Origin of the sequence: Kocuria sp., from assembly GCF_030538595.1 — a bacterium.
Classification (GTDB): Bacteria; Actinomycetota; Actinomycetes; order Actinomycetales; family Micrococcaceae; genus Kocuria.
The window spans coordinates 19,309-37,898 of the sequence record NZ_JAUNTS010000017.1 but is presented as its reverse complement, the minus strand read 5'-3'; the positions used below and the strand labels follow the sequence as shown (position 1 = coordinate 37,898).

Annotated in this window: 16 protein-coding genes; 4 read left to right on the top strand and 12 right to left on the bottom strand. The window is 63.2% G+C overall.

The window, feature by feature from the left end:
* Positions 1 to 13: 13 nt before the first annotated feature.
* Together glf and Q4G32_RS12670 are read right to left on the bottom strand one after the other, a co-directional pair.
* On the bottom strand, positions 14 to 1,201 hold the full coding sequence (gene glf / locus Q4G32_RS12675; protein ID WP_303351903.1) for a UDP-galactopyranose mutase: 1,188 nt from the start codon (positions 1,199 to 1,201) through the stop codon (positions 14 to 16).
* Positions 1,202 to 1,366: 165 nt separating this feature from the next.
* Positions 1,367 to 1,807, bottom strand: a complete 441-nt coding sequence (locus tag Q4G32_RS12670; protein ID WP_303351901.1) for a hypothetical protein — start codon at positions 1,805 to 1,807, stop codon at positions 1,367 to 1,369.
* A 243-nt stretch (positions 1,808 to 2,050) separates the two neighbouring features.
* On the opposite strand from Q4G32_RS12670, the gene Q4G32_RS12665 reads away from it, so the two are divergent.
* Entirely contained in the window at positions 2,051 to 2,299 is a 249-nt protein-coding gene (locus Q4G32_RS12665; RefSeq protein ID WP_303351900.1) for a WhiB family transcriptional regulator, read from the top strand.
* A gap of 35 nt (positions 2,300 to 2,334) precedes the next feature.
* Here Q4G32_RS12665 and Q4G32_RS12660 read toward each other — a convergent pair whose 3' ends face one another.
* The 3 genes from Q4G32_RS12660 to Q4G32_RS12650 all read right to left on the bottom strand — a co-directional run bounded on the left by Q4G32_RS12660 (position 2,335) and on the right by Q4G32_RS12650 (position 6,187).
* On the bottom strand, positions 2,335 to 3,918 hold the full coding sequence (locus Q4G32_RS12660; RefSeq protein ID WP_303351899.1) for a sensor histidine kinase: 1,584 nt from the start codon (positions 3,916 to 3,918) through the stop codon (positions 2,335 to 2,337).
* Positions 3,919 to 4,040: 122 nt separating this feature from the next.
* Positions 4,041 to 5,468, bottom strand: coding sequence for an AAA family ATPase (locus Q4G32_RS12655; protein WP_303351898.1), 1,428 nt, complete (start codon positions 5,466 to 5,468; stop codon positions 4,041 to 4,043).
* Entirely contained in the window at positions 5,465 to 6,187 is a 723-nt protein-coding gene (locus tag Q4G32_RS12650) for a hypothetical protein (protein ID WP_303351896.1), read from the bottom strand. Before Q4G32_RS12650 ends, Q4G32_RS12655 begins: the two co-directional genes overlap by 4 nt.
* A gap of 268 nt (positions 6,188 to 6,455) precedes the next feature.
* Here Q4G32_RS12650 and Q4G32_RS12645 point away from each other — a divergent pair, with 268 nt between their 5' ends.
* Positions 6,456 to 6,674: a helix-turn-helix domain-containing protein gene (locus Q4G32_RS12645; RefSeq protein ID WP_303351894.1), complete on the top strand. Its 219-nt coding sequence runs from the start codon at positions 6,456 to 6,458 to the stop codon at positions 6,672 to 6,674.
* 23 nt (positions 6,675 to 6,697) lie between these two features.
* Here Q4G32_RS12645 and Q4G32_RS12640 read toward each other — a convergent pair whose 3' ends face one another.
* Positions 6,698 to 7,270, bottom strand: coding sequence for a hypothetical protein (locus tag Q4G32_RS12640; protein WP_303351892.1), 573 nt, complete (start codon positions 7,268 to 7,270; stop codon positions 6,698 to 6,700).
* Between the two features lie 402 nt (positions 7,271 to 7,672).
* Here Q4G32_RS12640 and Q4G32_RS12635 point away from each other — a divergent pair, with 402 nt between their 5' ends.
* Positions 7,673 to 8,191, top strand: coding sequence for a LysM peptidoglycan-binding domain-containing protein (locus Q4G32_RS12635; RefSeq protein WP_303351890.1), 519 nt, complete (start codon positions 7,673 to 7,675; stop codon positions 8,189 to 8,191).
* Positions 8,169 to 8,624 carry an Rv3235 family protein gene (locus Q4G32_RS12630; RefSeq protein WP_303351888.1) on the top strand — a complete coding sequence of 152 codons (456 nt, stop codon included), beginning with the start codon at positions 8,169 to 8,171 and terminating at the stop codon, positions 8,622 to 8,624. The genes Q4G32_RS12635 and Q4G32_RS12630 overlap by 23 nt, the downstream gene beginning before the upstream one ends.
* A gap of 7 nt (positions 8,625 to 8,631) precedes the next feature.
* Here Q4G32_RS12630 and secA read toward each other — a convergent pair whose 3' ends face one another.
* From secA to mtrA, 6 genes are all read right to left on the bottom strand, one after another.
* On the bottom strand, positions 8,632 to 11,478 hold the full coding sequence (gene secA, locus Q4G32_RS12625; RefSeq protein ID WP_303351886.1) for a preprotein translocase subunit SecA: 2,847 nt from the start codon (positions 11,476 to 11,478) through the stop codon (positions 8,632 to 8,634).
* Between the two features lie 187 nt (positions 11,479 to 11,665).
* Entirely contained in the window at positions 11,666 to 12,346 is a 681-nt protein-coding gene (gene hpf, locus Q4G32_RS12620) for a ribosome hibernation-promoting factor, HPF/YfiA family (protein WP_303351884.1), read from the bottom strand.
* A 136-nt stretch (positions 12,347 to 12,482) separates the two neighbouring features.
* Positions 12,483 to 13,409 (bottom strand): ComF family protein, encoded by a 927-nt coding sequence (locus Q4G32_RS12615; protein ID WP_303351882.1) that lies wholly within the window; start codon positions 13,407 to 13,409, stop codon positions 12,483 to 12,485.
* Between the two features lie 134 nt (positions 13,410 to 13,543).
* Complete coding sequence (locus tag Q4G32_RS12610) at positions 13,544 to 15,277, bottom strand: LpqB family beta-propeller domain-containing protein (protein ID WP_303351880.1); 1,734 nt, start codon at positions 15,275 to 15,277, stop codon at positions 13,544 to 13,546.
* Positions 15,274 to 17,859 carry an MtrAB system histidine kinase MtrB gene (gene mtrB / locus Q4G32_RS12605; protein WP_303351877.1) on the bottom strand — a complete coding sequence of 862 codons (2,586 nt, stop codon included), beginning with the start codon at positions 17,857 to 17,859 and terminating at the stop codon, positions 15,274 to 15,276. Before mtrB ends, Q4G32_RS12610 begins: the two co-directional genes overlap by 4 nt.
* Before the next feature lie 44 nt (positions 17,860 to 17,903).
* On the bottom strand, positions 17,904 to 18,590 hold the full coding sequence (gene mtrA, locus Q4G32_RS12600; protein ID WP_303351875.1) for an MtrAB system response regulator MtrA: 687 nt from the start codon (positions 18,588 to 18,590) through the stop codon (positions 17,904 to 17,906).

The window sequence follows — 18,590 nt, the reverse complement described above, 5'->3', positions numbered from 1 at the left end:
TGAGTCTCTGCGCTCACGCGTCAATTCCTCCGGACTGGATCTTGTTGCCGCCCGTGAAGTGCGGTGCGATCTTGTTGTCCACCATGGACAGCGCTGCACCGATGGCCATGTGCATGTCCAGGTACTTGTAGGTTCCCAACCGCCCACCAAACAGCACGGAGGACTCCCCCGCCGCCAAATCGCGGTACTTCAGGAGTTTTTCCCGGTCCACCGTGGTGTTCACGGGGTAGTAGGGCTCATCGCCCTTCTCCGCAAAGCGAGAGAACTCCCGCATGATCACCGTGGCGTCCTTGGTGTAATCGCGCTCCGGGTGGAAGTGACGGAATTCGTGGATACGGGTGAATGGCACATCCGAATCCGGGTAGTTCATCACCGAGCACCCCTGGAAGTCCTCCATCTCCAAAACCTCTTCTTCGAGATCGATGGTGCGCCAGGAGAGGTCGCCTTCTGCGTAGTCAAAGTAGCGGTCCACGGCACCTGTGTAGACCACAGGCACCTGCCCCACCACATTGGCTTTGGAGTACTCATGAGAGTCGTCAAAGAAGTCCGTGTTCAGGTGAACCTCAATATTTGACTGCTCGGCCATGCGCTCCAGCCACGCGGTGTAGCCATCCACCGGCAAACCTTCGTACTTGTCATTGAAGTACCGGTTGTCATAGGTGTAGCGGACCGGCAAGCGAGTGATGATGGAGGCAGGCAACTCCTCCGGGGAGGTCTGCCACTGCTTGGCGGTGTAATGCTTGATGAAGGCTTCGTACAGCGGACGCCCGATCAGCTGGATGCCCTTGTCATTGAGGTTCTGGGGGTCAGTCCCCGCCAACTCACCGGCCTGCTCCTGGATCAACGCTTTGGCCTCTGCCGGGCCGTGAGCGGAGCGGAAGAACTGATTGATGGTGCCCAGGTTGATGGGCATGGGGAAGACCTCCCCGTTGTGGCGCGTGTAGACCTTGTGCACATAGTTGGTGAACTCTGTGAACCGGTTGACGTAGTCCCAAACCCGCTCATTGGAGGTGTGGAACAGGTGAGCACCGTAACGGTGGACCTCAATCCCCGTGCGCTGCTCCTTCTCAGAGTACGCATTGCCACCAATGTGATGCCGGCGATCAATGACCGCCACCTTCAATCCGAGTTCGTTGGCAGCGCGCTCCGCGACCGTCAGACCAAACAGGCCCGATCCGACCACCACAAGATCAGCGTTCACGTTCTCTCCGTTTCCTTAGAGTCCCAACACCCTCACCAGCATCCGGTGAAGTAACGGTGCTGAGCACCACTGCTGGCGCTGCACCGACGACGGCATGATCCCCAAACTACCGGAGTGCACCCTACCCGCCGGGAAGCCCACGCAGTTTACCGGCCGTGAGCCCCTTCACTGAAGGCGCGCATCCACATCTTGGGTGGTCCAATCAACCACTGTCGGCACAAACAAGCAGATCATGGCGATCAGGGCAGCAACTACCAAGGCAATCGCCCCCACAACGGTGTACGGCAGAACAATCGCCCCGGCAGCCACCAGAGAAAACAGTTGTGCGGTGAAGGCAGCAGCGCGCGGCCAGCGTTTACCGCGCCACAGCCCCCGTGCCGCATTGCTGAGCCACAAAAAGCCCCCACCGAAAACCACGGTGAGGAAAATTGCCCCCGGAACCGACCAGACCTCACCGGTGATCATGGCGAAAACCATCACCGCGGCCCCGATTCCCAAGATCAGTGCTTGTGCGCCCACAATCAGGACCAGGGGAACCAGCGCAGTTGGGCGCACGCCGCCACGCTGCGGTGAGGACGGATTGACAGGGCTTGCGGCAGCGGGCACTTCAAGACTCCTCAACGATTTTGACCAGTGGCACGGGCACAGCGCAGGAATTACACAGGAAGTCATGTGATGAACCTCCCAAACCCCTTGTTCACGCGGTGTTCACATGCGAAAGTCTAGGCAAGTTTTTGTGACGCCGCCGGTCCTCGACGGACGTCACACCTTGCCACTGTCGCACAACCCGCTGAGGGGCTGACGCTGTCATGCCCACCGGACACGTGCATTTGAAAGGAGCCATCGCTGATGGATTGGCGCTCTCGCGCAGCCTGCCTTGAGAAGGACCCTGAGCTGTTCTTCCCGGTCGGAAACACCGGTCCCGCACTTCTCCAAATCGAGGAGGCCAAAGCTGTGTGCCGTAGCTGCGCCGTCATGGACGAGTGCCTGAGCTGGGCCATGTCTTCCGGTCAGGACGCCGGTGTCTGGGGTGGCATGAGCGAGGACGAGCGCCGCGCTCTCAAGCGCCGCAATGCTCGCGCTCGCCGGGCGTCTTGATCCAGCTTTAGCGACCTCACGCCCCCGGCAACGCCCTACCTGTCAGAGGAGGGTGCTGCAACGGGGTCAAGGTAGAGCGGCACGGTTGTTTCCACCACCGTGCCGCTCTTTTCACCCCTGGCCCAGGAGATGGAACCATCCAGCTCCCCCAACACCAGATTCCGCACAATCCGCGTGCCCAATCCGCGTGGCGCAGGTTCATCTGCATCCCGTTGATCGGCTGCCCAGCGGCCGATGGGAAAGTCTGCAGGCAGGCCAACGCCGTCGTCCTCAACCACCACCACCAGTTCTTCCACCGGAGGGGCTGGGTGGTCGGAGGCAAGCCCCTGGGCCGGTCGTCGGTGCGCCGTGACGGTCAGGTTCCCGCCATCCACCGCCAGTCCGTGCTCCACCGCGTTGGTCACCACCTCATTGAGGACCAGTGCCAGCGGAGTCACCAGGTGGCCTGGAACTTCACCGAATTGGCCTTGAAGCTCTGCGGTGACCCGGACTTCCGTCTTGGCAAGATCCACAATGGTTCGTAGCTGGCGGGCAAAGTAGGCATCAAAGTCAACTGCGGAGTCCGGAGTTTCAGAGAGCGCATCGTGCACCAGCGCCACGGTGTCCACGCGCCGCATGGCTTGGGCCAGCGCCCGGTGCTCGTCCTCAGTGTCCGCACGCCTGGCCTGCATGCGCAGCAACGCCGCCACCGTTTGCAAGCTGTTCTTGACGCGGTGGTGCGTCTCCCGGATGGTGGCGTCCTTGGAGGAAAGCTCACGTTCGCGGCGTCGCAGTTCAGAGACGTCCCGGCACAGAATGATCGCCCCGGTGCGTTCACCATTCAGCCTGACTGGAATGGAGCGGAACATGATGGCTGTACGGCCGCGGCGCAATTCTGCGTAATCCGCAACACGCCCCCGCAGAACCCCCATCAAAACCTCGTCAACCTGCTGTCCCACGGGCAACACGGAGCCCACAACATCGGTCAGGGACTCTCCCATGGCCTTGGCCACGGAACCGACTCGATTGAGCGCAGACACCGCGTTGGGGGACATGAACCGCACGCAGTCCTGAGCCGTCAGGCAGATCACGCCGTCCCCCACCCGCGGGGCACCGCGGCCCGGGGCGGTTGGTACACCGCTGGCAGGCCACTGACACGTGAGCGCCATTTTCATCAGATCCATGGCACAGTCACGGTACGTCAGATCCATGCCGGACAGCCGATCATCGCCCATCTCGGCGTGGAGGGACAGAACTGCCACGGTCACGGTCTCGTACACAATCGGCACGGCGAACACCTGGCGCCGCGCATGCCTGTCCCGGTACACGGAGACGCTGTGGTTCTCCCAGGCTTCCCGCAGAAACTCCCCCAAGCCGTCCCCCACGGCCCGCCCAATCAGATCTTCCACGTACGCAGTCTGGGCGGTGGCCGGGCGGGTGTGTGCCGCAATCACCATTGGCGTGCCCACCACGGGCCTGAGCACACCTTCAACGGAGTGCAGGTGATCTTCCGGGACCGTGAGCAGCACATCCCCCATACCCAGATCCGCCAATATCTGCCACTCTGCCAACAGGAGATGCAGATACTCCATGGTGTGCTCGGTGACTTCCGGGCGACCCTGCAGGGCTGTGAGTGGCAACAGCACAACCTTTTCTAGTCGATGGTCAAAACTGGTTCTAACGCGTGGTCAAAACTGGCTGCACAGCAGCGTTGCTGCAAGCCAGCAGAGCCTTGGTGGAAAGCTGGTCCCGGTGCAGATTATCACCGGCGCAACCACGCACTCATGCGCCGACCAAAACTTGTTTCCCGCACCTGCTCCGGGCCGGCCCCCTGGGCCGTCTCTCCGGCCAGACGCCGGAGCACATTGTCCGCAACCGCTTTGAGCTCTGCCCGGACGGTGGACCCCGCAGCACTTTCAGCCAAAACGGAACCGTCCAAGGCAGCACGATCCACCGTGGTGGGATCAAAGGACACGTAGTCAGTGATCGCAACAGGTGCTCCCATGGATTCCCAGGCTTCGCGCACACCTGAACGCGGAGATCGGCCCGCCGCGGCTTTGCGCACCTTGTTGGCCACCACCATGACCGGTGCCTCCGTGCGCTCCAGGACGCCGGGGATGGATTTCACGGCCCGCGGCAGCCCCACCACATCGGCGGAGGCCACAGCCACCACCAGATCAGCTTCGGCCAAAGCTGTGATGGCCGCTGCATTGCGTCGCGGTGCCTGGGTGTCAAAGCTCAGTTCCTCGTCTTCTTCCAGACAAAAACCGACGTCCACCACCACAATGGGATGCTGTTCTCCCGGAGTCCCCGACACCTCGCGGCAGGCCCGCAGCAGGCGACTCACAGAGCCCCCGCGCAGCTCAGGCCATCGTTCGGATCGGGTCAGGCCAGTCAGAACATCCAGGTGAGCTGCACCGAGCTCCACACGAACCGCGGCGCGGTCCAAGGCAGCCGGGTCCAATTGATGACGGTCCGCCGCCCGGCACGCCAGTGCCACACCGGCCGTTTCATCCAACAAGCCCAGCAGATGGGCCACGGATGGCCCCCACGTGTCCAAATCCACCAGCATCACACGGTGCCCGGACACTGCCAGTTCCGCGGCCACATTCACCGCCACGGTGGTGCGCCCCGGTGAGCCATGGGCACCCCACACCACCACCAGGCCTGCCGCTGCAGGGTGCGCAGCTGTTGCTGCCGCTTCATCCTGGAACGCAGCGGCTGTCTGCGGTGTCTGTTCAGCGGCTTGCCCTGCGCCTGCCCCGGAAAAACCGGCATCGGGTGCGGTGGACCACTGTTCCAGCACAGCTTCAGCAGATTCAGCCGGACGACCACGGGGCTGCTGGTGAGCAGCACGTTCGGCTTCTTCCACCAGAATACTGGCGGCCTCGGCGGCCTGAAGATCAGCCGGAATGAAAATGGCCCCCAGCTCAACCAGGCGGTCGTCGTCGAAACCCTCCAGGACCGCCACCACGGCGCGTGCTTCCTGCAGCGCATCCATGGCCTCGGCACCGAACTGCTCAGCACCCTCAGCCACCAACACCGCGCGGGCCAAACCGGAACGGACAACGGAAAGCACCTCCACCAGATCTGTGGTGCGCCGCACCAGAGTCACGGGGCCGTGGAGGCGGTCAATGTCATGGGCCACAGCATCCGCGGAGGGGCCCAAACTGGTGAGGGCGACGCTCACCGGCCACCGCCCATGTGCGGCACCAGGGTGATCCTGGATTCGGTGGCCAAAGCGTCCACCACGTCGGCCACGTCATCCTGGTCCACCAAAACCTGCGCCGTCATCTGTTGACCCGCGCCCAAAGTGCCTGTTGCTTGATCAACGGAGGCCAACTCAGCCCCCTCCAAAATCTGTTGGGGTTCAGACCAGCCGCGTCCGCTGGATTCACGGTGGGAGACCCACACGTCCACGCTGTCCCCGGCGCCAGTGCCTCCGGGCAGCGCGGTGGCCAGTGGAATACCCATGGGACGGCGGTCCAGATCCGCCCCTTCACCAACGGAACGTGTGGGAACGAGCTGCCCGCCGGGTACCCGACTCACGATCACCGCATCCTCGGACAAGTCGCTGCCGGCACGCAGATAATTCTCCTCCGCGCCTTCCAACCGCACGTCCACCGTGCGAAAGTCTGCGGCACTGATCCGGGTTCCCACGTCCAAGTCTCGGGCGGCCACCACATACTCTTCCGTGGTGCTGGACCACGCCATGGTGGCAGTGGTTCCTGCCACGGCCACCACCACCAACCCCACACCGATCAGCAGCCGCGGCTCCCTCCATCCCGGCCTCCGGAAGCGCCCACCGGAGTGCACACCTTGCCCCGGGGCAGCTGATCCACCGGCTGCGCCCCCACGCGCCCCCTGCGGCGTCGTAGCACCGCCATACTTTCCGAGCCCACCAGCCACAGCTGTCTCCTCAATCCCCCGTACAGCTCCACCTGCGAACTGTTGGCTTGCCGTCCACAGGTCATGGTGACCCACGGAGCCACCGAGTTTCGAGGGCGTCGGTCGATCTGTGGACGAAGGAGCCGCAACAAAACGCCAAAAGACCCATTTGCATCAGAACCTGTGGATAACTCCACCGCGCGTGGCTGCGGTGGCACACTGGTAGCGGCGTCGGACACGGCGTCGTCCAAGCACCACCGGCGGCTGGCCGGTTGCCGAAGGAGCGCACGTGGCTGACGCCCAGTTCTACACATTGTCGGATGTGGCAGAGGTTCTCAGTGCCTCTCCCGCGCAGGTTCGCGCCATGGTTCGATCCGGCGAGTTACCCGCCATTCAAATCGGAGGGCGCGGGCAATGGCGCATCCAAATCAGCGTGTTTGACGAATGGGTCCAGCAGAAGCACCAGGAAACGGCCCAAGCCATCCGAACCGGCACCCCCGTGGACTGAGCGCAGCAGCCACAACACGCTGCTCAGACGGCAGACTCAGCCCCCGTCTGCGCCACAACACAGGCAATGGCCGCATACGGCACCGTTCGCACGGCACGAACCGCGCGGCGCCGCCTGAACTCCTCCCCCGGATGTAGAGCCAGATCAAGGTGATCGCGCCCCGCCCGATCCACGGTCCCCTCCAGCACCACCGTGGGACCGGACCGAAGATGCACTCGGGCCCCCACCCGCGCCATGGCCAGCGCCCGCAATGCGTGCGGCAAACCCAAACGACGCCGATGCTCCGGTGACTGCCTACCCATCCCCAAGCCATCCACCCAGTCCACCGCCTCCAGTGGAATCAGTGTCTCCCGGCCAATTTCTTCAATCACCACCCATCCGCTGCCAGCCGAGGTGATGGTGCCCTCCACCCGCAGACCGCCACGCAAGCTGACCCGAATCGGCACACCGCGGTGAGCAGCACATCGGTCCTCCAAAAGAGCCTGCGAGGTTTCCGCGCGCGTCAATTCAGCTGCTTCAGCCTCCACCTCCCGGTAGCGCTGCGAAGCCAACTGGGCCTCCATGTCCGCAAACAGGTCATCCCACCGCACGGGCATCCCCCCACACTTCAGCACTGCACATCAAGCCCACTCGGGTCATTTTCTGTCACTTTACGCGGACCGCAGGTTGAGTCAGGCGGAGATCTTGACTGTGACGCAGACATCACTGAAGATCATTTCAAGGTATTGAATTGCACCAAACGTCATCAAAAAGCATCATCTGAGATAGCTGTGGCCAAGAGACCATCCAGGAGCAGTGAGACCATGAGCCCCGAATACGCCAGGCGGTTCACCCCGGGCAGGACCGCGCCAGCGCAGGTCAGACGCTTTGAGCATGTGGTGCGCATGAGGCATCCGAGGGGCTTGGTGCGCTCAGATCGGACGGCGGCACCGTCGCCGCCGGTACACGCAAGTCATTCGGGAAGCGCAGGTGTGCCGTGGGGCGTGAGCGTGGCGGCAGTGAGCCTGAACATCTTGGCAGGGGCCACTGGTGCCGCCGCACAGGCATCACCACCAAGCCCCTGGACAGACATCTCCCCCGCAGAGGTGGGTGGTGGACACGGGGCCGTGGATGCCGGACACGGACCCGCAAGCTCTCAACCCAGCGCCTTGTTCACCGCACCGGAGTCAGAGCAGTCCGCCCGTGACGTCGTGAGTCCACAAGCTCCGGGCACGGCCGGTCAGACACCATCGCCGTTCTGGGCAGAGAGCCAGCCCCAATCCGCTCCGCCCGAAACCAGCTCACGAGTGGTCGAAGGCACTGTCACGGTGCGGGCCGGTGAATCCCTGTGGTCCATCACCCAGGAGCTCATGGGAGCGAACGGCACGGATTCCCAGGTGGCCAACACCTGGCCGTACCTCTGGCAACTCAACGCCCACCTGGTCGCAGACCCGGATCTCCTTCAACCCGGGACCGTACTGAACGTCCCCGCCCAGCTACTACCAGGAGCAGGTCATGTCGATCATCGCCCGCAGTGAAACCGCACCCCCGGCACCCTCCGGATACCGGTGGCGTAATCAACAAACCACCGAACCGGCCACCTTCACACCCGGGGACGAACGCGAGCGCATCACGGCATTGAGCCGATCCCTGACCGTGGCCGCACTGGAGGTTCTGGACGGCAATCGGCCAGCCCACCAACTGGCCCGCTGGACCACCTACGACATCGTGGAAAAACTCAGACGTCGCGCAGAGCTCATTCAACGACGCCGCTCCATGGAGCCGGCCGCTGCCACCGTCCAGGCCATCCACCGCCACTCGGAGGTGCTGCGGCAACGAGTGTGCCAGGTGGCCGATGGCATCTATGAAGTTGCCCTGGTGGTCCAGGACGAGTCCCGGGTCCGCGCCGTGGTGCTACGCGTCGAGCGCCCGGAACGTGCGTGGCGCATCACGGTATTGGAAATCGGTTGAGGCCCCGTCAGGGACGGTTTTTCTTCTTCCGGCGTTTGGCCGCGGCCTCCGCCGCCCGGCGCTCCGCCCGTGAACGGTGCTGCTGCGGTGCTTCCTCCGCAGTGTCCGTCACCTGCGAGTCCCGCACACCACCATCTGCGGGTTCGGCGTCGTCGGCTACGGGATCCTGGGTCCCCGTGGGTGAGTTCCCCTGGTTGCGTTCGGACCGGGTTGCCCCTGCGTCCTCCTGCTGCTCCCTGGGAGCCGTGGTGTTGCGTTCCGTGTGAACGTCCACCTCGCCTTCTTCGCCCGGGGCGGAGAACTGCAAGAACTTGGGCTGTTTGGGCACATTGACCTTCACCGCTCCACCCGCACCCGCTCGCTGCTTGGAAAGGTCCAAGCTGAACAGGTAGGAGACGGTCTCCTCCCGGATTCCACCCATCATGCTCTCGTACATGGTGAAGCCTTCACGCTGGTACTCCACCAGCGGATCCCGTTGCGCCATGGCCCGCAGCCCAATGCCGTCCTTGAGGTAGTCCATTTCGTACAGGTGTTCCGGCCACCGCCGGCCCAGCACGGACAGCAGCACTCGGCGTTCCAGATTGCGCATGGTGTCCGCACCAACGGATTCCTCACGCTCCTCGTAAACCACCTTGGCATCGGAGACAATTTGTTCGCGCAGGAAAGCGGTGGTCAGCTTTTCACGCCCGCCGGCTTCCTCCATGAGCTCATCCGCGGTGAGACCCACGGGGTAGACCGTGCGCAGCGCCTCCCACATACCGTCCAGATCCCAGTCTTCCGGGTGCCCCTCCCTGGTGCGGTCCACCACAATGGACCCCACCACTTCCGTGAGGAATTGCTGGATCTGAGCCTGGAGGTCATCGCCTTCCAAAATACGACGCCGATCCGTGTAAATCGCCTTTCGTTGACGATTGAGGACGTCGTCGTATTTCAAAACATTCTTGCGCTGCTCCGTATTGCGCCCTTCCACCTGGTTCTGTGCGGAGGCAATGGCCCGGGAGACAATGCGGAACTCCAAAGCGGTGTCATCTGCGGCATTGGCCATCAGGCGCGCAGCACCACCTGCGTTGAACAACCGCATCAAGTCGTCAGTCAGGGACAGGTAGAACCGGGATTCACCGGGGTCTCCTTGGCGGCCGGACCGGCCCCGCAGCTGGTTGTCAATCCGGCGGGATTCGTGGCGCTCCGTGCCCAGCACGTACAAACCGCCCAGTTCCAGAACTTCCTGGTGCTCATCGCCGATCTCCAGTTCGGCTTCAGCCAGAACGGCCGGCCATGCGGCCTCATAGCCTTCCCGGTCACGCTCTGGGTCCAAGCCCTTTTCTTTCATGCGCTCAATGGCCATGGCCTCGGCGTTGCCACCCAGGATGATGTCCGTACCGCGGCCGGCCATGTTGGTGGCCACCGTGACGGCACCTTTACGTCCGGCCTGCGCCACAATGGCTGCTTCCCGGGCGTGATTCTTGGCGTTGAGCACCTCATGGCGAACTCCGCGTTTGGCCAAAAGCTTGGAGAGGTATTCAGATTTCTCCACGGAGGTGGTTCCCACCAACACGGGCTGTCCGGCCTTGTGGCGTTGCTCAATATCAGCCACCACTGCCGCGAATTTCAAGACCTCGTTCTTGTACACCAGGTCAGTCTTGTCCTGCCGCACCATGGGTCGGTTGGTGGGAATGGCCACCACACCGAGTTCATAGGTGTTCATGAATTCGGCAGCTTCGGTTTCCGCCGTGCCTGTCATTCCGGCGAGTTTGTCATACAACCGGAAATAGTTTTGCAGAGTGACCGTGGCCATGGTCTGGTTCTCCGGCTTGATCTCCACCTTTTCCTTGGCTTCAATCGCCTGGTGGACGCCTTCGTTGTAGCGCCGTCCCGCCAGAATACGGCCTGTGTGCTCATCCACGATCTGGACTTCGCCCTTCATGACCACGTAGTCCTTGTCCCGTTGGAACAGTTCTTTGGCCTTCAGTGCGTTGTTGAGAAAACCGATCAGCGGAGTGTTGGCGGTGTCGTAGAGGTTTTCAATCCCCAACCAATCCTCGACTTTGTCAATGCCGTCTTCCAGCACGGACACGGTGCGCTTTTTCTCATCCGCTTCATAATCCTGGTCCAACTCCAAGCGTTGAACCAGGTTGGCAAAGACTGAGTACCACCGGTTGGCATCCCCGGAGGCGGGTCCGGAAATGATCAGCGGTGTACGAGATTCGTCAATGAGGATGGAGTCGACTTCATCCACCACCGCAAAGTTGTGGCCGCGCTGCACCAACTCGTCCACGCTCCAGGCCATGTTGTCGCGCAGGTAGTCAAAGCCGAATTCATTGTTGGTGCCGTAGGTGATGTCCGCGGCATAATGCTTGCGCCGGGTGGCAGGATCCTGGCCGGAGAGAATGGTCCCGGTTTCCAGGCCCAGGAAGCGGTACACCCGCCCCATCTGTTCCGCCTGGGACTCCGCCAGGAAGTCATTGACCGTGACCACGTGAACACCGCGTCCGGAGAGCGCATTGAGGTAGGCCGGCGCAGTGGCCACCAAGGTCTTGCCCTCACCGGTTTTCATCTCGGCAATGTTGCCCAGGTGCAGGGCGGCACCGCCCATGAGCTGAACGTCGTAGTGGCGTTTACCCAGGGTCCTGGAGGAGGCCTCTCTGACCACCGCAAAAGCCTCCGGCAGCAGCCGGTCCAGCGTTTCGCCGTCCTCCAGGCGGGCGCGGAACGCATCCGTTTCCGCCCGCAGCTCGGCATCCGAGAACTTGCGGTAACCATCTTCCAGCGAATTGATCGCGTCCGCGTAGTCCTTGAGGCGCTTCAGCACCCTTTTGTCCCCGGTCCGGAGCACCTTCTCCAGGATTGAGGCCACGTGCTCACGCTCCTTGTGCATCTGTTGGGTTCAAGCACTTGCACCGCAGGCCGGCGGTGCATCACGTTCAGGTGATGCACCGCGCCGCGGTCTGGTCATCCGAGTCAGTGTACGCCAGTGGACACAGCAACGGTGCGGGGAAGGAACACCTCCCCCGCACCGCGGCGATCATCTCACTGGGCTCTGGCTAGCTTGCTTGGTAGGCCCGTGCCGGTTCCGATTCGGCCCCGGTGACCTCCGTGCTGAGGCCAATCACACCGTACTCCCAGCCCTTTCGCCGGTAAGCCACGGACGGTTCACCGGTCTCAGCGTCCACGAACAGGTAAAAATCATGGCCCACCAGTTCCATCCGGTCCACGGCCTGATCCACTGTCATGCGCTCTTCCGGGAATCGCTTGCGGCGAATCTCCACGGGAGCAACGTCGTCCTCCAACGGATACTGGGTGTCCAAGGCTTCTGTTTCAGCTGCGGCCAGTTCGTCGGCCGAGGCGAACAGGGGGCTGTCACTGGAGACCACCGGCAGGGAGGCCGTGGCCTCCGACACCGCCGTGGGACGGTGGTTGCCGCGGTGAATCTTGCGGCGGTCACGTGCTCGGCGCAGCTGCTCGATCAACTTGGCATAGGCCTCGTCGAACACCGCAAATTTGTCATCGCCGCGAGCTTCCGCACGGACCACGGGCCCGCGGCCGATCACCGTGGTCTCCACACGCATTCCGTCGCGGCCAGGGGTGGGATTGTCCTTGACAACCTTGATCTCAATCCTTTGGACCCTGTCACCCAGTTCCTCGAACTTCACGACCTTTTCGGCCACGTATTCCTTGAACCGCTCCGGCACGCTGACATTACGTCCCTGGACGATGAGCTCCATGGTGTCCTCCAGTCTGACTGGTAGATGCGGAGATCAGGCGGGTGCTGATCCCCACCCCGGGAGGCTGTCCCGGTAGCCATCACGTTACCTTGCTCACACCGTGAATTCATCTTGACCACCCGAATCACAGCGCACTTCAGCGGGTGTTTCCTGTGGGCGTATGCGCCGCGGCCAGAACCACCGCACCCACCACGACGGCGCCGGCCCCCTCCAGGGTGCTCCGCGCCCGGTGCAGGGTGGCTCCCGTGGTGACCACGTCATCCACCAAAATCACCCTGCCCGGTTGCAGCGCAGACCCCGAGCGCCCCCGGCGCCCCTTGGCCACCCGAAAGGGTGCGGGTCCGGCGAGGGATCGCTGGTCAGCAGTCTTGAGCTTTTGGGGCTGCCCGTCCCTTCCACTAAATGTGGACTTCACACGGTGCCACATCCCCGCAAGGTCTGTGCTGGTGTGCACCAGCCACGGCACAGCGTGCAATCCCAGTGGGGTGACGGCCTGCGAGTGATCCTGCGCCAGTGCAGCCTTGAGCAACACTCCCACGGGGTCGAACCACCGCCGTCGGAGAGCGGCTGCCGAGCTCGGCACGGGTACCAGTTCAATCCGTTGGTTTCCCTCAGAGGGGTTGCTGCCCACCGATGCGTGTAGGGCTCGGTTCAAGATCCTTGCCAGGTGCTGAGTCAGATCTGTGCGCCCAGCCTGTTTGAAGGCCAGCAGGCACGTGGCCAGTTCATGTTCGTAAGCACCCGTGGCAACAATGGGCAGCCCGTGGGCATGCCGAGCGTGTGCCTCCACCCGCCGTGGGCGCGCGGTACAGCGGTGCAGCAAACGCCGACAGGATCGGCACAGGGCAGTACCCGGTGCACGGCACACAGCGCATTCAACCGGGAGGACTGGTTCCAGAGCCTCACCCACCAGATCCCACGCGCAGGCGGCCCACCGGTCCGCTTCACGGCCCCACCACAACCCGGGCGACGAGTTCGACGACGACCAGGTTGACGACGATGGCAGCAACCGAGAATCCAGCGGGCTTGGATGTTCGGGAGGTGTGAAGCCAGGCTGATTCATGACGCCATGATTCAGCTGCGTGGTCTCAGGCGCCAGAGGACCGTGGTGATCTGTGGATGCCGCGGCCAACCCCGTCGTGGTTCATGGCGGTGGTGGAGGACCAAACACCGGGTCCACCACCAGTACGCAGGGTCTCAGCCGGCAAAAGCCGTGGATTCCACGGAATCACTTTGAAGGGACCAGGACTCGCCCGTGAGCATCCTCAATTGACCGTCGGACACCACAAAAATCTCAGTCTCGCCATTGCCGCCGGCCACGTTGCTCACCCCACCCTCCAGGAAGGGCAAGTCCCGGTAGCGCCCGGACACGTCATAGAGCCGCGGGGCGGTACTGCGATCGGTCACGGCAGCCGCCACGAATTGGCTCTCGCTGATCCACTGGGCATCCCCCATCATGGCCGCGCCCTGACCGGAATCAATCACATAGGGCTCGTTGAGGGACCGTGGAGTGCCATCAGCATCCCGGCGGACACCGCTGATCAAGACCTGGGAGGAGTCGCCGTCGTTGACCACCATGAGCGCACGCGTACCGGCTCGGGAGATCTTCAGGGAGGCGACGGCGCGGCCGTCCAGCCAATCAGCGCTGACCGTCACGGGCTCGGCATCTGGCTGCGCGATCCGAGTGGCCCTGACCTCCCCCGTGTCATCACCGGAGAACACCCAACCGTCGTTGTCCACGGACGGCGCGGACAAGCCGCTACCGGTGAAACGCTCCACCGGATCCGGTGCCGCCGCAGAAAAAGTCACCAGTGCCGATCCGTCCCCGGTCAGCGCCGCGAACTGGTTGGTCTCCGTGTTCATGGCCGGATGGCTGGGGTCTGTCCCCACCAGAGAATCCGCCACCCCATCCACGGGACTGCTCTGCCCACCCTGCTGGAACACCAGCTGATCACCGTCCAGGCCGATCTGGCGGGGCGGAACTTCACGCGGTTCCATGGAGAGCAGACCTTGGTCGCTGGAGCCAAGATCAACTTGCCCGCCCCCCGCCAGCAAATCCACCCGGTCCACGTTGTCCAAAGCCAAGAGGGTCAAGGTGAGCTGCGAATACATCTCCCGGTTGGTGGCCACATCCAGCGCACTGTAGTTCGGAACGTTCAAGGACACAGTTGCCGTGCCGTCCTGCACCGGAACGGAGGCCCCCTCCAACTCGGTGTCACCGGGGTAAGCCGAGGTCACTGCACCTTCCAGATACGGAGCAGGTCCACCGAGCAGAGAGCGCACCAAAGACGTGGAAACACCCGGGCGGTCGGGGAACCATCGGGGGTCCGGGATCATGGTTTCGCCGTCGTCAGCCAAGAAATAGACATTGTGCGCTCGGTACAGCTCATCCAAATTGGAAGCCGGAATCAACACGCCATCGGGGACGTTGGAGATGCGCCATTGGCCATCCACCTGTGTCAGTTCCACGTCCAGGGCTTCGCTGGAACCGGCCTCCTGACGCTGCATGATGCCGTTGTTGTCAATCATGGCTCTGGCATCCACGCTGACCCGGACTTGGTCTTCCTCAAGACCCTGTTGGATTCCCGCAGCACCGGAAAACACCACCGTGCGGGCGTAGGGGCGCCAGGTGGAGGCCAGATCGTTGGTGAGGAACTGACGGGCCACCGCGTAATCGTTCTCTTGGCCTGCACCGGCAGCCAAGAAGCCCCGCACGATCTCCTCCGGGGACATGTCCTCTTCTGGGCCGGCCACGGTGGGGCCTGCACTTGGCTGTGAGGGCGTGGCCAACGGAGCTTCCACCTGATGCACGGGTCCGGAATTGGGGATGGTGGCACACCCCGTCAGAGCCAGCGCGCCGGTCAGCACCACACCGGCCCAACGCGCACCGGTTCCACCCTCACTACCACGCAGGTGCCGTTGACCGGTCATGATCGGTCCTCCTCCTGGTGTGTGGTCTCGGATGCAGCGGGTGGGCTTTGGTCTTGGATGCCGTCCCGGAAGGCCGGTAGCTCACCGGTGTCATCCAGGTACAAGTCCTCATAGACCACGTCCAGATCATCAACCTCGTCCTGGGCAGCAACCGTGCCTTCCGGTGCAGCAGCTGCCTGCTCCCATGCGGCGGCCGCCGCACCGAGCTGGGACTCGTCACCGAGCACCTGATCCGTGGGCTCCACCAGGCCGCGGTCCTCTGCAGGCAGGTGAAAGTCCTGTGTCGCCTGCGGTTGGTGCGCATCCGAGGGGTACGCGCCCTCCACGCCCTCTTGGCTCACGGCAGTGTTGGTCAAGAACTGACCGCCAATGGCAGTGCGCAAGATCGGATGACGTGCGGCCGGTCCATCCAATCCAGCCACTTCCAGAATGCTGGGATCGGGGCGCTTGACCTGACCCTGCGCGGCGTCGGGAGCCTGCGTTCCGTCCAGAGACGGTGTGGGTGCAGAAGCCTGCTCGGTGGGGTCCCCGGTTCCGTGATCTTCTTCAACCTGGGACGGCACGGCCGGTTCCTGCACCCCGTCCGGGTCGTGGGCGGTGTCCAGATCCGCAGCGCCCTCCACTTCTTCCAGAGCCTCCACTTCGCCCAAAGCCTCCGCTTTTTCCAGACTCTCCGCCTCGTCCACAACCTCCGTTGCCTCCGCAGCTTCGGCCGCCCTCACCACGGTCAATGCTTCCGTGACGGGTGCCATCACGGAATCACGATCCAGCGGCACGGCGGCAAATGTGCCGGTGTCGGTCACCACGGCCACGGAGGGAAGTTCGTCGTCGTGGGGCGGCAGGTCAACGGGACTGAAGTCCTCATCCGTCAGGGGCCGCGAGCGCAGCAGTGGCAGGGTCAGGCGGAAGCAGGCACCCTCCCCGGGTGAACCCCACGCGTCCAGGCGCCCACCGTGCAGGCGGGTGTCCTCCACGGCAATGGACAAGCCCAAACCAGTGCCACCGGTGGTACGCGCCCGGGCGGGGTCCGCCCGCCAGAACCGGTCAAAGACTTTCTGAGTTTGTTCGTGGGTCATGCCAATGCCGTGGTCGCGGACCGCGATTCCCACCGCAACATCGGAGGCTCGGACCACCACGTCGATCGGTCCGCCCTCTCCGTGTTCCAGCGCGTTGACCAGGAGGTTGCGCAGGATTCGATCTATGCGGCGCTGATCTACTTGGACAATGCAGCGCTGCAGGTCTGAGTGCACACGCACCACGGACCCGGAGTTGGCCGCCAGCGGTGCGCTGGCTTCCAGCACTTCATTGATCAGGGCAAAGACATTGGTCCCGGAAATGTCCAACCGGGCCGCGCCGGCGTCGAATCGAGAGATTTCCAACAGGTCCGCCAGCAACGTGTCAAAGCGGTCCACCTGGTTGTACAGCAGCTCGGCGGAGCGGCGGTTGACGGGGTCAAAGTCATCGCGCGCGTTGTGCAGCACTTCGGCAGCCATGCGCACCGTGGTCAATGGTGTGCGCAGTTCGTGGGAAACATCCGACACAAAGGTCTGCTGCATGCTGGACAGGCGCTCCAGGCGGGTGATCTGATGTTGCAGGTTGTCTGCCATGCGGTTGAAGGATCGTCCCAAGCGGGCCACCTCGTGGGAGCCTTCCACTTCCATGCGCACACCCAAATTGCCGTCCGCCAGGGACTCGGAAACGCGTGCCGTGGTGGAGACCGGACGGACCACTTCACGGGTCACGTAACCCACCACCCCGGAGACCAACAGCGCCTGGACCAGGGTGGAGAGAATCAGCACCGCGTGGATGGCCTCAAGGGTCTCCTGTGGCTGGGAGAAGTCATTGACCAGATACAGCCCGTAGCGCGCGCCCGGTTGCGGCTCCACCACACGTCCCACAATCACCACGGGCACGGGCTGACCGCCGTCGTCCATGCGGACAGATGACGACTGCCAGTAGGTGCTGCCGTCATTTCCCACGCGATTTTGCAGTTCTTGCGGCACCGTGGCCGAGGTCATCCAGTCGCTCTCGGCTTGGGCCGGCAACATGCTCTGGCCCGTGGAAGAGGACAGAGGAATCAGCAGCCATCTGCGTTGACTGGTACTGGCATCTGAATCCAGCGCATCCAAGGTGGCCGTCACCATGGTTTGCAGCTGGTCCCGATCCGCGGCGTCCGAAGCATCAAAACTGGCTTGAACTTGGGTGAAATCGGTCTCCGACTGGGTCAGCACCTGCTCCAATCGGTCATTGAAGAGCCGTTCGGAAATTTGGTGGGACAAGAACGCCCCGGTGACCAAAAAGATCACCAACGCCCCCACCATGGCAATGGTGACGGCGCGGAACTGCAGCGACTGCCGCCACCTGCGCACCAGCAGTCCCACCCGGAACCGCAGCATCTTCACCGGTCCCCGACGACGACGCCCCGGCCTCACCTGCCGCAGCGTGGCCCCCTCCGTTCCGGCCTGAGCCGCAGTGGCCACTCGGGCGCGTGCCAATTGAGCGGGGGCGTGCTCCGTGTCCAGCACGCCCTCGTCAACAGTGGGGCCCTTGGTGGCGGGCTCGGCGTCGGCGCGTTCAGTCATACCTGTGTTTCGGTGGGAACCATCAATCGTGTCAAGACCGCACCTCAGTGACGTTCAGGGTGACCGGCTCGGTATCCCACGCCGCGCACTGTGACCACAATGTGAGGGTTCTCCGGATCGAGTTCCACCTTGGAACGCAGGCGCTGGACGTGAACGTTGACCAACCGGGTGTCCGCGGCGTGCTGATAACCCCACACTTCCCGCAGCAACATTTCTCGGGAGAACACCTGCTCCGGAGCGCGGGCCAGAGTTGCCAGCAGCTCGAACTCCAGCGGGGTCAGGGCAATTTCTTCCTGCCCGCGGGTCACCCGGTGACCGGAAATATCAATGGAGACATCCCCCACGTCCAGGACGTTGCTGGTGGCGCGGGAGCCGGGGCGCAGCCGGGCCTTGACCCGAGCCATTAACTCGGCTGGCTTGAACGGCTTGGGGATGTAGTCATCGGCACCGGCCTCCAAGCCGCGCACGACGTCGTCGGTGTCCGACTTTGCTGTGAGCATCACAATGGAGGTGTCAGAGGTGGCCCGGATTTCACGGCAAATCTGGATGCCGTCCTTGCCGGGCAGCATCAGATCCAGCAGCACCAAGTCTGGTTGGGCATCGTGGAACGCCTGCACGGCCTGGGCACCGTCCGCGCAGAAAACGGTCTGGTAATTCTCCGCGTTGAGGATGATGCCGATCATTTCTGCCAAGGCGTCGTCGTCGTCAACCACCAGGATGCGTGCGTTCAT